The organism is Pauljensenia sp. 27098_8_83 (assembly GCF_041432695.1).
In the GTDB taxonomy this organism is placed as follows: Bacteria; Actinomycetota; Actinomycetes; order Actinomycetales; family Actinomycetaceae; genus Pauljensenia.
This window is the reverse complement of record NZ_JAPWAD010000006.1, coordinates 22,149-38,464: the sequence shown is the minus strand read 5'-3', so window position 1 is coordinate 38,464 and position 16,316 is coordinate 22,149. Positions and strand designations below refer to the sequence as shown.

Below are 16,316 nucleotides of genomic sequence, written 5' to 3'. Positions count from 1 at the left end.
ACAGTACACTCCCCTAGTCCGCAAGGCGCTGGGACACCACCGTCGTGACGCCGTCGCGCATCGTGACGCCGTAGAGGGCGTCCGCGATCTCCATCGTGCGCTTCTGGTGCGTGATGACAATCAGCTGCGAGGTCTCCTGCAGCTCCTTGAAGATGGCGAGCAGGCGCGTCAGGTTCATGTCGTCCAGGGCGGCCTCGACCTCGTCCATCACGTAGAACGGGGACGGGCGCGCCTTAAAGATCGCGACCAGGAACGCGATCGCGGCCAGGGACCGCTCGCCACCCGACAGCAGCGACAGGCGCTTGACCTTCTTGCCCGCGGGCCGAGCCTCGATCTCGATGCCGGTCGTCAGCATGTCGTCCGGATCGGTAAGCACCAGGTCACCCACCCCGCCCGGGAACAGCACGCCGAACACGTGCTCGAACTGCTCGCGCGTCTCGGCGAACGCCGACGCGAAGGCCTCCTGAACCAGGCGATCCACGTCCTGCACGATGCGCAGCAGATCCGCCTTCGAAGCTTTGAGGTCCTGGACCTGATCCACGAGGAACTTGTGCCGCGAAGCCAGCGCCTCGTGCTCCTCGAGCGCCAGCGGATTCACGCGTCCCAGCTTCTCCAGGTCCTTCTGTGCCTTGGCGAGCGCCCGTTCCTGCTCGGCGCGCACGTACGCGCTCGGCTCGGCGGCCGCGGCCTTCTCGACCTGATCAGGGTCGAGCGGCAGCATCGGCACCAGCGTCTCCGGGCCAAACTCGGCGAGCAGCTGCTCGGGTTCGAGGGACAGCTCCTCAAGGGCTCGCCTCTGCAGGTCCTCGACGCGCAGACGGGTCTGCTCCGCCGCGATCTGCCCCTGGTGGGCCGAGGCCGTGGCCTCCGACAGCTCCGCGCTCAGTCGGTCCAGGGCGCGGCGTGCATCCGAAAGCTCCTGGGAGACCTGGGAGCGCCGCTCGCTCAGGCGGTCGCGTTCGGCTGCGGCCCGGGACAGGGCACGCTCGGCTGCCTCGAGGGCCACGCGGGCGGCTGCCTCCACGTCCGAGGCCGTGGCCAGCTCCGTTCGTCGCGCGGCCTCGCGCCGGGCGTAGCGGGTGCGCTCCTCGCGCTCGGCGGCGGCGGCCTGGCGCAGGGAGCGGGCGCGTGAGGCGGCGCGCCGCGATTGTTCTTCGAGGGCACGCAGGCTCAGGCGCGCCTCGTTTTCGGCCTCGCGGGCCTCGCGCGCGGCGCGGGAGGCGGCGTCAGCGCGGGCCTGGGCGTCTTCAAGGGATTCGGGCGGGCCGACGGTGTCCGCCCCGTCGAGGCGCGCGCGTGCGGCCACATCCTGCTCGCGGGCCCAGGTGACCTGTTCGTCTGCGCGGCGGGCCACGTCGTGGGCGCGCTCGGCCTCGGCTCGGGCGGCCTGCGCGGCCGACTGGGCGCGGGCCAGTTCCTGGGCTTCCTTGGCGCGCTGCGCGTCTTCCTCGCGCAGGGCCTTCAGGGCGTCGTTTGCCTCGCGAATGCAGTGGTCCAGGTCGGCGTTTGCCTCGCTGAGCTGCTCGGAGACCTCGGCCATGCGGGCCTGGGCGGCCTCGGCCTGCGCGCACGCCTCCTCGTAGTCGGCGCGCACGGAGAGCACGGAGGAGGCCTGGCGGCCACCCTCCACCGACCAAGAGCGCAGCACGTCGCCACCAGGCGTGACGACGGCGCGCACACCGGGCATGTCCAGCACGTCAGCGGCGGTCTCAAGGGAGCACGAGACGACCCCGTCCAGCAGGGATGCCAGCGGCGCGGCGGCCCCCTCGCAGGCGACGACGTCGGACAGCCACGTCGCCCCCTCTGGCAGATCGGCGCGCGCAGCACCGATCCCGTCATCGGAATCGCCAGAAAGATCAGCAGAAGAACCCGACGCAACGACGAGCCGCAGCGAGCGACCGGCCGCGCGGGCCGCGTCCAGCTCGCCCAGGCCTCGGGCCAGGGAGTCGACGACCACGGCGTCGGCGAAGGGAGCGAGCGCGGCGGCGACGGCGTCCTCGAAACCGGGGGTGACTTGCAGGAGGGGCGCGACCTGGCCGAGCACTCCGGGTCGTCCCAGCAGCTCGGCGGTGCCGTCCTCGGGGGCGAGCAGCTGGGAGAGCGCGTCGCGGCGAGCTTCCCAGCGGGCGCGGTCGGCGCGGGCCTCGCGTTCGACGCCGAGCAGCTCGTCCACGCGGGCGCGCGCGGTGTCGCGGCGGGCGGAGGCCTCGGCGTGTGCGCGGGCTGCTCCCCCGCCGGCTTCTTCCTCGGACGAGGAGCCCTCAGCGACAGAAGCATCCGCACCAACGGAGCCCACGAACGACGCGGGCACGGCCTTCTCGGCGGCCTCGGCGCGCTCCTGGGCCGCGCGGTAGGCGCCCCACGCGCGGTCGGCCTCGGCGATCGCGGCCTCCAGGCGAGAGGCCGCCGTGGAGGCGTCGCCCGTCAGGCGTGCAACCTTCTCGCGGTGGTCGGCGATCACGCGGTTGACCCGGGCCAGCTCGCGGGACGCGGAATCGTCGGCGTCCTCCGCGGCCTCTCGCGCACGAGTCGCGGACGTCAGCGCTGAGCGCGCGGATTCAACCTGCCCAACCAGGGCAGCATCCTCGGCACCTGCCACGCGGGCGCGCTCGTCGAGCACGTCGGGATCCTCGCCGCCCGGCGGCAGCTCGGGGGTCGCCCGCAACGCAACCTTCTGAGTCGCGGCCATGAGCGTACCGCGCAGGCGCTCGGTGATCGTGGTGAGCGACTGCCAGTCGGAGGAGGCCTGATCGAGCGCGGGAGAGGACGCACGCTCGGCGTCCTCCAGCCGTGACAACTCGGCGCGCGCAGCAGCTATCTGCTGCTCAAGCGACGCGCGGCGCGTCGCGGCCGACTCGTCCGAGGCCTCGAGCACGGACAGCTTCGACAGCGCAGAGGCCAGGTCATCAGCGAGCAGGCGGGCCTTCGCGTCGCGCACGCGCGCCTGAATGAGGGACGCACGCCGCGCGATGCGCGCCTGGCGTGCGAGAGGACCCAGCTGGCGGTGGATCTCGTTCGTCAGGTCCAGGACGCGCACGAGGTTCGCGTCCATGTCGGCCAGCTTTTTCAGCGCGCGCTCCTTGCGGCGCCGATGCTTGAGGACGCCCGCGGCCTCCTCGATGAAGCCGCGACGCTCCTCGGGCGTCGAGGACAGAATCGCGTCGAGCTGCCCCTGGCCGACGATGACGTGCATCTGACGGCCCATGCCCGTGTCAGACAGGAGCTCTTGGACATCCAGCAGCCTCGCGGGAGTGCCGTTAATGGAGTATTCGGAGCCGCCCCCGCGAAACAGGGTGCGGCTGATCGTCACCTCGGAATACTCAATATCGAGCAGCCCGTCGGTGTTGTCAATCGCCAGGTCCACCTGGGCGCGCCCCAACGCCGCGCGCCCAGATGTCCCCGCGAAAATCACGTCCGCCATTTGCCCTCCGCGCAGCGCGCGGGCACCCTGCTCGCCCATGACCCAGGCGAGCGCGTCGACGACGTTCGATTTACCCGACCCGTTGGGGCCCACGACGCACGTAATGCCCGGCTGAAGGGCAAGCGTGGTCGCACTGGCGAAGGACTTAAAGCCCCGCAGCGTCAGGTTTTTGAGGTACACCCTTGCAGGTTAGCCGTGACTCAGTAAATCTCCGGGAACCACAGGGAGATTTCGCGCGTTGCGTTCTCCACAGAGTCCGAACCGTGAACCAGGTTCTCCATGTGGGGACTGTTCCACGCGCGACCGAGGTCACCACGGATCGTGCCCGCCGGTGCCGTCGTCGGGTCGGTCGAGCCCATGAGGACGCGCATGCCCTCGACGACGCGCTGGCCTTCGACGATCATGGCGACGACCGGGCCCGAGTTCATGAACTCCAGGAGGCCCTCGAAGAAGGGCTTGTCCTTGTGGTCGGCGTAGTGCTCGGCAAGCAGTTCGCGGGAGGCGACCATGAGCTTGAGGCCCTTGATCGTGTAGCCCTTGGCCTCGATGCGGCGCAGGATCTCACCGGTCAGACCGCGGGCGTAGCCGTCGGGCTTGACGACGATGAGGGTGTGCTCGAGGGTGGGGTCGAGAAGGTGCTGGGGCTCCAGCAGAACACTCTTAGCGCTCACGTTGTCTCCTTTGATTCTGGCGTTTGCGGTGTTGCGCTTTCAAGCATATCGGTCAGCGCTGCCACCGCGGCTGTGGCATCGGCCCCATTGGCTTCGATGTGGACGCTCTGACCTTGGGTGATGCCGAGCGCCATGAGCTCGAGGACCGAACCGCCGTCCGCCCCGTTCACGGTAACTTCGGCGTCGAAGGTGCCCGCCAGGCGCACGAATGCGGCGGCCGGGCGCGCGTGCAGACCGACGGGGTCCGCGACGACCGCATCCCCTTGCGCCCACGTCGACGAGGCCGGGGCCCCTTCCGCTCCCCCGCTCAGCTTCGCGGGAGCGGGGCTGGGTGCCTCCTGGGCGGGTACGTCGTCCACGCGGGGGGCCAGGGCGGCTGCGACATCGGCGACCTGGTCGAGGTCTTCACCGAGCTGCGCGCGCACGGAGGACGCGACGGCTCCTTCGACGAGGCAGGTGTCGACGAAGCGAATGCGTTCGGGCTCGTCGCTCATGTCGATGACGGATTCGACGGTCATCGTGGCCGAGCCCAGGTCGGTCAGGACGATGACGCCGCTGCCGTCCCCGTCCACGGCCGCAAGGGCTGCCTCGAGGGCTGCCTCCACGCGGTCGTAGGAGGTGCCGATGCGGCCATCGTCCGTGCCTCCGGCAGCCTCGAAGTGAACGTCGGGGGCCATCTGGGCGGCGAGCTCGCACACGCCGGAGGCCAGGGAGGCAGAGTGAGAGACGATCACATAAGAGACGCGCACGCTCATGCTGCGCCGCCCTCGCCCGCCGCGCGCGCGGCGGCTCGCAGGATGAGGGAGGTGGAGACGGCGCCCGGGTCGAGGTGCCCGATGGAGCGTTCTCCCAGGTAGGAGGCACGTCCCTTCGTGGCCCGCATCGGCTCGGTGGCGGCTGCTCCGGCCTCGGCGGCGGTGGCGGCGGCCTCGAAGACGGCGGCCGCGTCGCTACCGGACTCAGCGGCTGCGCGGGCTGCCTCGAGCGCGGGTGTCCACGCGTCCACCATGGTCTTTTCGCCCGTGGTGGCCTTGCCGCGCGCCTGAATCCCTTCGAGCGCGCCCACGATCACCGCGGCAGCGCCCGCGCCGTCCAGCTCACCGTCACCGGCGGCCTTCGATGCGCGCAGGAACGCGGTCCCGTACAGGGGTCCGGCGGCGCCGCCGACCGTGGACATGAGCGTCTTGGCGACGGTCTTGAGCACCTCGGCGACGCTGCCCGGCTGGGCCTGGCCCAGGGCCTCGAGCGCGGCCGTGAATCCGCGATCCATGTTCTCGCCGTGGTCGCCGTCCCCGATGGCTCGGTCCAGGTCCACCAGATAGTCGCGCTGCTCGGCGATGTCAGCCGCCGCCAGCTCGATCCACCGCTGTGCCCACGCTGCATCTAGGCTCATCGTGCTTCTCCTTGTCCTGCTTCGTTGCTTACTTCCAGGCGACCGTGTTCACGGGCGCGTCGAAGAGCTCCAGGAGCTCGTCATCGGCGCGCATGAGGGTCACGGAGACACCGGGCATCTCCAGGCTGGTGACGTAGTTGCCGACCATCTGGCGAGCAATCTCGATGCCATCCTTCTTCAGGAGGGCGGCGAGTGCTCGGAAGCAGATGTAGAGCTCGGAGATGGGGGTGCCGCCCATGCCGTTGACCAGGGCGACGACGCGCTCACCCTCGCTCAGCCCGAGGTCATCGCGCACGCGCTCGTAGAGCTCGGCGATGAGAGCGTCGGCGCTTTCCATCGCACCGCGGCGGTATCCGGGCTCACCGTGAATGCCGATGCCCAGCTCAATCTCATCCTCGCCCAGCTCGAAGGAGGGCTTACCAGCGTGGGGCACCGTGCAGGGACCCAGGGCCAGGCCCATGGAGCGGGTCTGATCGTTGACCTTGGTCGCGATGCGGGTGACTTCCTCCAGGGAGTCGCCGCGCTCTGCTGCGGCACCTGCGATCTTCTCGACGAAGATGGTTCCGGCGACGCCACGGCGACCCGCCGTGTAGAGGGAATCCTCAACGGCCACATCGTCGTTCACGACGACCGTGGAAACCTTGATGTCCTCCATGTCGGCCAGCTCGGCGGCAGTCTCAAAATTGAGGACGTCGCCCGTGTAGTTCTTGACGATATGCAGGACGCCCGCGCCGTGATCGGCGGCCTTGGTGGCCTCCAGAATCGGGTCGGGGGTCGGCGAGGTGAAAACCGCGCCGGGCACGGCCGCGTCCAGCATGCCTTCGCCGACGAAACCCGCGTGCAGGGGCTCGTGTCCGGATCCGCCACCGGAGACGAGGCCGACCTTGCCCTCGGCCTTGGGGGCGCGCCGGGTCACGAAATCCGGCGAGTAGTGGACATCGACGAGATCGGGGTGTGCCAGGGCGAAACCTTCGAGGGTTTCGCGAACGACGGCGTGAACATCATTGACGAGCTTCTTCATGATGCCTCCTTGCGACATTGCTCATCTGTACTTGTACGCATGATCAATCGTGCCACCATCGAGCACGATTTCCCAACCGTGGCGGCCGCCACGATGCGGCCGCCCTGGTTGGATGACATCCTAGCGCGGAGAGTGGCCAGCGAGGGCCAGCATTTCGCCAGCCAGCATCACCGAGCCAAACACGAGAACTCCGCTGCGATCTGCGGGCTCGGCCCCGGCCTCGGCAATCTCCGCTGCACGATCGACCGCATCCGCGAGCGCCTCGCGCACATCTACCCGGTCGGGACCGAAGACCTCTTCCGCGATCTCGGCCAGGCGCGCGACATCGGCCGCCCGCTCGCCCGGCATCTGCGTGACGACAAGGTGATCGAGGAAGGGCTCGACCTCGGACAGGACGCCCTCGACGTCCTTGTCCCCCATCGCCGCGTACACGCCCACGATGCGCGCAAACCCGAAGGAGGACTCGACGGCCTCGCGCAGGGTGGCCGCACCCGCGGGGTTGTGCGCGGCGTCCACGATGATCGTGGGCGAATGACGCACGACCTGCATGCGGCCCGGGCTGGAGGCGTTCATGAGGCCCTGCTCGACGATCCGACCGTCCAGGCCGCGGCCCCCCATGAAGGCCTCGACGGCCACGAGCGCCGCCGCCGCGTTGTGCGCCTGATACCGCCCAAACAGCGGGACAAACACGTCCTCGTAGAGCGCGGAAGGCGTGCGGATGGTGACCATCTGTCCGCCGACCCCCATCTGACGATCCACGACCTCGAAGTCGCGGCCCTCGACGCGCGCGATCGCATCGACGGAGCGCGCCTGCTCGAGGAGGATGTCGAGGACTTCCTCCTCCTGAGCCATGATGACGACGACCTGGCCAGGCTTGATGATGCCGGCCTTTTCGCGCGCGATCTCCTCAATGGTAGAGCCGAGCCACTTCGTGTGATCCAGGGCGATCGGCGTGATGACTGAGACGCCCGCGTCAATGACGTTCGTGGCGTCCCAGCGCCCGCCCATGCCGACCTCGACGACGGCAGCGTCGACCGGGTAGTCGGCGAAGGCCGCGTACGCCATGATCGTAAAAACCTCGAAGAAGGACAGACGCAGGCCGCCCTCTTCCTGGCTGCGCTCGTCCACCATGCCGACGTAGGGCTCGATGTCCTCCCAGGCGCGCACGAAGCCCTCGCGCGTGATCGGATGGCCTTCCAGCGAGATGCGTTCGCGCACGTCGAGCAGGTGCGGGCTCGTGAAACGGCCCGTCTTCATGCCGAAAGCTGTCAGGAGCGAGTCGATCATGCGCGACGTGGACGTCTTGCCGTTCGTGCCCGTGATGTGGATCGACGGATAGGAGTTCTGCGGGTCGCCCAGGATATCCAGGGCGAGCTTCACACGGTCAAGGGTCGGGTCGATGTCGTGCTCGGGGGCACGCGCGACGATGGACTGGTAGATCTCCTGCACGCGTGCGTCGAGGGCGACCTCATCCTCGGCCTTGGACAGCGCAGCCTCGTGTGAGGCGCGCTCGTCGCGCTCCTCCGCCGCGTCATCGGCGAAGTCCTCATCCACCTCGCCCTCGATCTCGGCGAGGACCGACGGGTCGGGGCCCAGCAGCAGCGAGTGCTCAACGAGGGCTCGTAGGGCAGCCTCGCGCTCGCTCTCCTCGGCCTGCGGGTCGGTGCTCTCCCCCGCCTCGGTGTCTTCGACCTCGTCGGCCGCTTCCAGGTACGGGATCAGATCGGCCGGGATGCCACCGCGCTGGTCCTCGTGGGTGGGGTCTTGCCCGAAGAACGATTCGCCTGCCATGTTTCCTCCGCTGCTCACAGTGTCTTCGCTATTTTACCGGGCTGGGTCGCGCGGGCGGCTTGTTCCACCGGTCACGGCGCGTTGTCGTGCACAGTCCGCGCATCGTCATCGACGAGGCCGGGGCGGGTTTCTCCGCGAACCTTCGTATTCGCCGCAGGCCGATCGTCGGCACCAGGTTGGCGAAGACGCATAGGATTGCTTCCATCAAGGTAATCCCCTCAAGGAGGCAGCACGTGGGTAAGTGGTTTGGTCAGGCTAGCGAAATCGAAGAGCTGCGAGCCGAAAACCGCCAGCTGAAGGAACAGGTCGCGAACCTCGAGGCGCGACTGCGTGCCGCTTACGCGGACGCCGGTATCACGGCGCTCGCCGGATCCGCCTCCCCCGCCTTCGAGGCAGCAGCCCCCACCCCGGTTCCTGCTACCCCTTCCCCGGCCTCAGTCTCGCTCCCGGAGCTGAACGCGGTGGAGATCCAGATGATCGCCGAGGGCAGGATGATCTACGCCGTCAAGAACTACAAGGACCGCACCGGCGTCGGCCTCAAGACGGCGAAGGCGGCAATCGACGCGGCCCGCAGAGCGTCGGCAAATAGGTGACCGTTTCCCCGGTGACGCTAGCTCATGCGGATAGGTTGTGCACTTGCGGATAGGTTATGCAGATACGGATAGGATATTAACCTATCCACATGCTCGTAACCTATCCGCATGCTTATAACCTATCCGCGTAAGGACGCCCGCTACTGACGCGCATGATGCGATGGTGCCCTTTCATCAATAGCGACGAGGCCGGGGCAGGCACGGTCATCGCCTGTCCTCACGCTCGGCCAGACAACCGCTCTGATAGGATGCTGATCACATAATCACCGTCATCGACGACAGGATGCGCCATGCTACTCGTTGGCATCACAGAGGAACCCGACTGGATTCGTTCCACCTTCAATCTCACCTACCGCGTTCCCTGGGAGGGGCTGCTCAAGGGGGTGCACGGTGTCTTCCCCTTCATGCGCGGCGTCTCCCCGAACGCCGACACTCCCGAGGTACTGGTCGATGACGCAATCATCCAGATTTCTTCCCGCGACGAGATCCTCTCCATTCCCGAGGCCGGTTCCATCACCATTCGCGGCTTCTCGCCCGTCATCAAGGCGCCCGCCATGCTGGTGTTCCACAACCAGGTGTCCTTCGTCAACGTCGCGGTGGGCCGCGTCGGCGAGGAATACCAGAACACTGACTACGAAAAGTTCAATAAGTCGCTGGGCCAGTTCATGGACTCTATCGAGATCATGATGCATCTGACGCCCTCCAAGTAGTAGCGCGGTTGTTTCGCAGCTTCCGCCTCACTCTCAAGCTGTCGCGACACGCATGCGCCCACCTACAGACAGTGGACTGGTGCGAAAAAGAGTCTCATTTCTGCTTGTAGCCGTGCTAAATTCACGCGCGATACTTGCCAACTGTCAAGCCCGGATATACTGAGCAAGCAACCGGCCTCGAGTACCGCTCGCGTCCACTTCCGTCGACAACCAGGAGTCGCCCATGCCCACAGCCCTCTCACTCAATGCAATCCGCGACAGATGCGTGAAGTTCGCCCACGAATGGAGCGATTGCATGGGGGACGAGAAACAAGAAGGTCATGAGTTCATGCGCAAACTCATGAAGTGCTTTGGCATCACCAAACACAAAGCTATCGCCTACGAGAAACGTTCTAACCGAGCGTCGACGGGGCGGCAGGGATACATCGACGCTCTCATCCCTGGTAAGGCGCTCATCGAGATGAAGTCCGCGGGTAAGAGCCTGGATGAAGCTGAGGGACAGGCTCTCGATTACATCCACGACCTCGCCGACGTCGAGACTCCACGGCTCCTCATCATCAGCGACTTCCGCCGCATCCGTATCATCGATCTCGACAACGACATGATGACCGCTGACGGCATCGATTCAGGGCGCACAGAGTTTAAACTCGCCCAACTTCCCGATCACGTCGACGACCTGAAGTTCCTCGCAGGATACGGAATGGTTCAGGTCGGTTCGCGCGAGCAGGAGGAGGCCTCGATTCGGGCCGCCCGCGTCATGGCCGACCTCTACGAGGCCCTGGACGGATCGGGCTACAGCGACCACGAGGCCTCCATCTTCCTCATCCGCACGCTCTTTTGTCTCTACGGGGACGACGCCGGCCTGTGGGAACGCGACCTGTTCGCTGAATTCCTGGATACCCGGACCCGCGAGGACGGCAGCGACCTCGGCGCTCAGCTCGCACTCCTCTACCAGACGCTGAACACACCCGCCGAGCGGCGTCAGTCGACCCTCGACGAGCTAATCGCACGTTTCCCCTACGTGAACGGCGGGATCTTCGCAGAGCCGCTCAGCATTCCCAGCTTCTCTCTCGCAATGAGAGAGGAACTCATGCGCGCGTGCGCCTTCGACTGGTCGGGCATCAGCCCCGCCGTCTTCGGGTCACTCTTCCAGGCCGTCAAGTCCCCCGAGGCCCGCCGCGAGCTCGGCGAGCACTACACCAGCGAGACGAACATTCTCAAGACGCTGGAACCCCTGTTCCTCGACGAGCTGCGCCAAAAATTCGCAGAACACACGCACGATTTCGCCAAGCTCAAGGAGCTCCGTCAGGAGCTCCGAGACCTACGGATCATGGACCCCGCCTGCGGCTGCGGCAACTTCCTGGTCGTCGCCTACCGCGAACTGCGCCGCCTGGACACCGAGATCCTGGTGCGTATCCGGGAGCTGGAACTCGCCCGCAAGGATAACGACGAGTTCCAGGCCACGATGTTCTTCGAAGACAGCGGTAAAAACGCCGACATCGCGGTTCAGCTAGACCACTTTTTCGGCATCGAGATCGAGGAGTGGCCGGCCCGCATCGCCCAGACGGCCCTGCACCTGGCCCACCATCAGGCGAATCGAGAGATGGAGCGGCTGCTCGGCCAGGCCCCCTCGATCCTTCCCCTCAGCACGTCCGCCCACATCACGATTGGCAACGCGCTGCGCACGGACTGGACACAGGTGTGTCCGCCCTCCCCCACCGTCAGGATCGTCGGCAATCCGCCGTTTATTGGCCAGCACATGCGATCCGAGGAGCAGACCGATGATCTGCGCTTCGTGTGGGGCGATGGCTACAACGGCTACCTTGACTACGTGACTGGATGGTTTATCAAGGCGTCCCGCTACTTCCAATCCGTCCCGAATGGCGGCCGCTTCGCCTTCGTCTCGACGAACTCGATCGCACAAGGAGCGCCCGTTGCGGCACTCTTCCGCCCCCTCCTCGAAGGGGGCTGGAGGATCCGTTTCGCTCACCAGACCTTCGCCTGGACCTCAGAGGCCCCGAAGGCCGCCGCGGTCCACTGCGTCATCACGGGCTTCGACCGGGGAGCACCGCACGAGAAGGAACGTCCCGTGCTCTTCACGTATTCGAGCCTGAAGGCACATCCCGAGGCGCTGCCGGTCAACCACATCAACCCCTACCTCGTCGAGGGGCCTGATATCTTCCTCGAACCACAGACGCATCCAATTTCATCTTCCGTCACACCCGTGCAACGTGGATCGCAACCTACTGACGGCGGCAACCTCATCGTCGAGATAAGTGACTATCCGCAAGTTGCGGCTGACCCGATCGCGGCGAAGTATCTGCGCCCCTTCCGCATGGGCCGCGAGGTCGTTCGAGGCCTCGACCGCTGGTGCCTGTGGATGCACACGGAGGATTTCGATCCTCGTGACATTGCCCGTAGCCCCATCTTGAAAGAACGGGTGCGAGCATGCGCCACTTTTAGACAAGGATCAAAGAAGAAGGCAACGGTTGCGGGAGCCCAGACCGCTCACCTCTTCCAAGAGAACCGACAGCCGTCCGAGCCATACGTTGCGATCCCCCGCGTGGTGTCAGAGACGCGACTTTTCTACACGGCAGCACATCTGAGTGAAGACGTCATCGCCGGTGACAAGGTATACACAGCTCTTGACCCCGATGGCTTCCTCTTCGCAATCATTAGCTCTTCGATGTTCATGTCCTGGCAGAAACTCGTCGGTGGACGCCTGAAGTCTGATCTCAACTTCTCGAACAAGATCGTCTGGAACACCCTGCCGCTGCCCAATGTCTCCGACAAGCAGCGCGCCGCCATCATCGCGGCCGGCCAGGGCGTCCTGGAGGCACGCGCGGAGCAGCCGGGCGTCAGCCTGGCCGACATGTACAACCCGCTGGCGATGGCCCCGAGCCTGCTCAAGGCTCACCGGGCCCTCGATCGCGCGGTCGACCGAGCTTTCGGGGCACGCAAGGCCCTGGAAACGAACGAACAGCGCCTCGCGATTCTCTTCAAGCGCTACCAGGAGATGACGGCGACAGACAGCTGATCGCACGTTTTCGACCGAGGTACCCGCGGAGAGACAGGCGGGCGGGCCGCGCTTTCGCGCAGCCCGCCCGCCTGTCTAACAGCACTCAGTGCTTGGCGACACTCACCGCGAGCTTGTCGCCGGCCTCGACCTCAAGCGACAGAGCAAGGGTCTCGGCGGCGATCATGTCGCGCCAGGTCTCCACGTCGGCCACGTGATCGGCGGGAACGGTCAGCGACAGGTCGATACGATCCGCGATGTGCAGGCCAGCGTTCTTACGCTCGTCCTGAACGGCGCGGACGACGTCGCGGGCGTAGCCCTCGGCCTCGAGCTCGGGGGTTAGCTCCGTATCGAGCACGACGAAGGTGCCCGACGCCAGCACGTCCGCGACCTGGCCCTCGGCGGCGTCCACGGAGGTGGACACGGAGAACATGTCGCCCGTGAGCACCAGCGGCTTCCCGTCCAGCTCGACGGAGGCGAAACGGCACTCGCCGTCCACGACCTCCCACTGCCCGGACTTCTGAGCCTTGAACAGCTGGCTCGTCAGCTTACGGACGGCCGGATCGAAAGCGCGCGGGTTCAGCGCCAGCTCGGTGCGAACGCTCAGGCCCGAGTCCTGCGGCGCAGAGAAGACCACGGACTTCACGTTCACCTCGGAGGCGATCAGGTCCGCGAAGGGCTCCAGGGCTGCAAAGTGCTCGGAGACGACCTGCAGGGACGCCAGCGGCTGGCGCACGCGCAGCTGGTGCGTCTTGCGCAGCGCGTGGGCTGCCGACACGATGGAACGAACCTCGTCCATGGCTGCGACCAGCTCGGGGGCATCCACGGCCTCGTCGATAACCGGGAAGTCCGTCAGGTGCACGGACTCGCCGCCCGTCAGGCCACGCCAGATCTCCTCGCTCAGCAGCGGCAGCAGGGGCGCCGCCAGCTCCATGAGCGTCACGAGAGCCGTGTACAGCGTGTCGAACGCGGCGCTGTCCTCGTCCCAGAAACGCTGACGCTGAGTACGCACGTACCAGTTCGTCAGAACATCCAGGTAGTCGCGGACCGCCTCGCACGCGCCGGCCACGTCATAGGCGTCCAGCGCGCCGCGCACGTCCTCCGCCAGGGTACGAGTGTGCGCCAGCAGGTAACGATCCATCTGCGCCAGCGCGGCCACGGCCTCGGGCGACGACAGATCGATGCGCTTCGCCTCGTAGCCCTCGCCCTTGTTGCAGGCGCCCGCGTACAGCGTGAAGAAGTAGTACGTGTTCCAGATCGGCAGCAGCACCTGACGGACGGTGTCGCGGATCGACTCCTCCTTGACGATCAGGTTGCCGCCGCGCACGACCGGGCTCGACATGAGGAACCAACGCATCGCGTCGGAACCGTACTTGTTGAACACCTCGGCCACGTCCGGGTAGTTACGCAGCGACTTACTCATCTTCAGGCCGTCGTCACCCAGGACGATGCCGTGGGAGACGCAGGAGCGGAACGCCGGGCGATCGAAGAGCGCGGTCGCCAGGACGTGCAGCGTGTAGAACCAGCCGCGCGTCTGGCCGATGTACTCGACGATGAAGTCGCCCGGGTAGTGGTTCTCGAACCACTCCTGGTTTTCGAACGGGTAGTGCACCTGCGCGAAGGGCATCGAACCGGACTCGAACCAGCAGTCGAACACGTCGGAGATACGGCGCATCGTCGACTTGCCCGTCGGGTCGTCCGGGTTCGGGCGCGTGAGTGAATCAATGAAAGGACGGTGGAAGTCCGTGACCTTCACGCCGAAGTCAGCCTCAAGCTCCGCGATGGAGCCGTAGACGTCCGTGCGCGGGTAAGCCGGATCGTCCGAGACCCACACGGGGATCGGCGCGCCCCAGAAGCGGTTACGCGAAATCGACCAGTCGCGGGCACCCTCCAGCCACTTGCCGAAGATGCCGTCCTTGGTGTGCGCGGGGGTCCAGGTGATCTCCTGGTTGAGCTCCACCATGCGATCGCGGATCTGGGTCACGCGCACGAACCACGAGGACACAGCCTTGTACATGAGGGGCTTGCGGCAGCGCCAGCAGTGCGGGTAGGAGTGCACGTAGGACTTCTCGCGCACGAGCACGGCGCGGATCTCGGGGGCACGGCGCGCGATGGGGCCACCCTGCTCGCGCAGGTCGGCGACCACGTAGCGGTTCGCGTCAAAGATCTGCATGCCCTCGTAGTCGGGCACCTCGGAGGTGAAGACGCCACCCTCGTCGACAGGCAGGACCATGCCGATGTTGTACTCCATGCACGTCCACATATCGTCCTCACCGAAGGCGGGAGCCTGGTGGACGAGGCCGGTGCCGTCCGTGGTCGTCACGTAGTCGGCGGCGATGATGGACCAGCCGTTGGGGCCGGGGGCGGCCCCTTCAGCGCGGCGCTCGGGGGTGTCGAAGTAGTCGTAGATCGGGTGGTAGTGGGTACCAACCAGCTCGTGGCCCTTGTAGGTGGCGACGACGGTGGGTTCCTCGCCCAGCTCCTTGGCGTAGGCGGGAATCAGGTCGGTGGCGATGATGACGCGCTCGCCCGCGAGGTTACCCGCGTGATCGGCTGCAACCTCGACGAGGGAGTACTCGATCTGCGGGCCCACGGCCACAGCCGAGTTCGACGGCAGGGTCCAGGGCGTGGTCGTCCAGATGAGGGCCAGTTCGGGGCGCGCCGAGTCCTCGCGCAGCTTACTCTCGAGACGCAGGCCCACCGTCACCGTGTTGTCGGTGCGGTCCTGGTACACGTCGTCGTCCATCTTGAGCTCGTGGTTGCTCAGAGGCGTGCGGTCGTTCCAGCAGTAGGGCAGGACGCGGTGGCCCTGGTAGGCCAGGCCCTTGTCGTAGAGCTGCTTGAAGGCCCACAGCACGGACTCGGTGTAGGGCATGTCGAGCGTCTTGTAGTCGTTCTCGAAGTCCACCCAGCGGGCCTGGCGGGTAACGTATTCTTCCCATTCCTTCGTGTAGCGCAGGACGGAGGAGCGGCAGGCGGCGTTGAACGCCTCGATGCCGACGCCACCCTCGCGGGTGATCTCGGTGACGTCCTCGATGCCGAGCTGGCGCTGGGCCTCGAGCTCGGCGGGCAGGCCGTGCGTGTCCCAGCCGAAGCGGCGCTCGACGCGGCGGCCTTTCATGGTCTGGTAGCGGCCCACGACGTCCTTGACGTAGCCGGTCAGGAGGTGACCGTAGTGGGGCAGGCCGTTGGCGAAAGGCGGGCCGTCGTAGAACACGAACTCGTTGGAGCCATGCTCGCCGGCGTCGCGCATCTCAATGGACTTGCGGAAGGTGTCGTCGCTGGCCCAGAACGCCAGGGTGCCCTCTTCCATCGTGGGGAAGGAAGGGCTGGGGTCCACCTCGTCTTGCCGGTGGCGGGGGTAGAAGCCGTGCTTCGTCATGAGTGTCCTCGTCTCGCGCCTATACAGGGACGAGGACCGGCGTCGCCGGCACCCGCGGTACCACCCCGCTTGCCGCTCCCACACTGGGCGCGGCCGCTTCGTTGGGGCTATGTCGGGCCCTCCCGTCCGGTTCTACTGGAGGGGACGAGGCCGTGGCCGGCTGTCGCGTTCCTCTTTCTTCCGGATGCTCCCCGGTGATACCCCGCTGGAGCGGGCCGGATCATAGCGAGAAACAAGTGTAGCGAAGAAACTCCGGCGCGCCCACCGGGCGGAGCGTCTGTCTGCCCACAGCGCACCTGAGAGCGCTCGGCGACGCAC

General features: G+C 66.6%; 10 protein-coding genes. 3 read left to right on the top strand and 7 right to left on the bottom strand.

Annotated elements, in window-relative coordinates; translation table 11 throughout:
• Positions 1-13 precede the first annotated feature (13 nt).
• From smc to O3656_RS03740, 6 genes are all read right to left on the bottom strand, one after another.
• Positions 14-3,601, bottom strand: coding sequence for a chromosome segregation protein SMC (gene smc, locus O3656_RS03765; protein ID WP_500062688.1), 3,588 nt, complete (start codon positions 3,599-3,601; stop codon positions 14-16).
• A 20-nt stretch (positions 3,602-3,621) separates the two neighbouring features.
• Entirely contained in the window at positions 3,622-4,092 is a 471-nt protein-coding gene (gene ndk / locus O3656_RS03760; RefSeq protein ID WP_500062687.1) for a nucleoside-diphosphate kinase, read from the bottom strand.
• Entirely contained in the window at positions 4,089-4,847 is a 759-nt protein-coding gene (dhaM, locus tag O3656_RS03755; RefSeq protein ID WP_500062686.1) for a dihydroxyacetone kinase phosphoryl donor subunit DhaM, read from the bottom strand. Before dhaM ends, ndk begins: the two co-directional genes overlap by 4 nt.
• Positions 4,844-5,485 carry a dihydroxyacetone kinase subunit DhaL gene (dhaL, locus tag O3656_RS03750; RefSeq protein ID WP_500062685.1) on the bottom strand — a complete coding sequence of 214 codons (642 nt, stop codon included), beginning with the start codon at positions 5,483-5,485 and terminating at the stop codon, positions 4,844-4,846. The genes dhaM and dhaL overlap by 4 nt, the downstream gene beginning before the upstream one ends.
• A 28-nt stretch (positions 5,486-5,513) precedes the next feature.
• Positions 5,514-6,506 carry a dihydroxyacetone kinase subunit DhaK gene (gene dhaK, locus O3656_RS03745; protein ID WP_500062684.1) on the bottom strand — a complete coding sequence of 331 codons (993 nt, stop codon included), beginning with the start codon at positions 6,504-6,506 and terminating at the stop codon, positions 5,514-5,516.
• Positions 6,507-6,626: 120 nt separating this feature from the next.
• On the bottom strand, positions 6,627-8,297 hold the full coding sequence (locus O3656_RS03740; protein ID WP_500062683.1) for a bifunctional folylpolyglutamate synthase/dihydrofolate synthase: 1,671 nt from the start codon (positions 8,295-8,297) through the stop codon (positions 6,627-6,629).
• Between the two features lie 86 nt (positions 8,298-8,383).
• On the opposite strand from O3656_RS03740, the gene O3656_RS03735 reads away from it, so the two are divergent.
• The 3 genes from O3656_RS03735 (at position 8,384) to O3656_RS03725 (ending at position 12,637) form a co-directional block, all read left to right on the top strand.
• Positions 8,384-8,890: a coiled-coil domain-containing protein gene (locus O3656_RS03735; RefSeq protein ID WP_500062682.1), complete on the top strand. Its 507-nt coding sequence runs from the start codon at positions 8,384-8,386 to the stop codon at positions 8,888-8,890.
• 290 nt (positions 8,891-9,180) lie between these two features.
• Positions 9,181-9,600: a hypothetical protein gene (locus O3656_RS03730; protein WP_500062681.1), complete on the top strand. Its 420-nt coding sequence runs from the start codon at positions 9,181-9,183 to the stop codon at positions 9,598-9,600.
• Positions 9,601-9,823: 223 nt separating this feature from the next.
• On the top strand, positions 9,824-12,637 hold the full coding sequence (locus O3656_RS03725) for a DNA methyltransferase (protein ID WP_500062680.1): 2,814 nt from the start codon (positions 9,824-9,826) through the stop codon (positions 12,635-12,637).
• A gap of 85 nt (positions 12,638-12,722) precedes the next feature.
• Here O3656_RS03725 and ileS read toward each other — a convergent pair whose 3' ends face one another.
• The gene (gene ileS, locus O3656_RS03720; protein ID WP_500062679.1) at positions 12,723-15,998 is read right to left on the bottom strand and encodes an isoleucine--tRNA ligase; all 3,276 of its coding nucleotides are present in this window, start codon (positions 15,996-15,998) and stop codon (positions 12,723-12,725) included.
• Between the last annotated feature and the right edge of the window lie 318 nt (positions 15,999-16,316).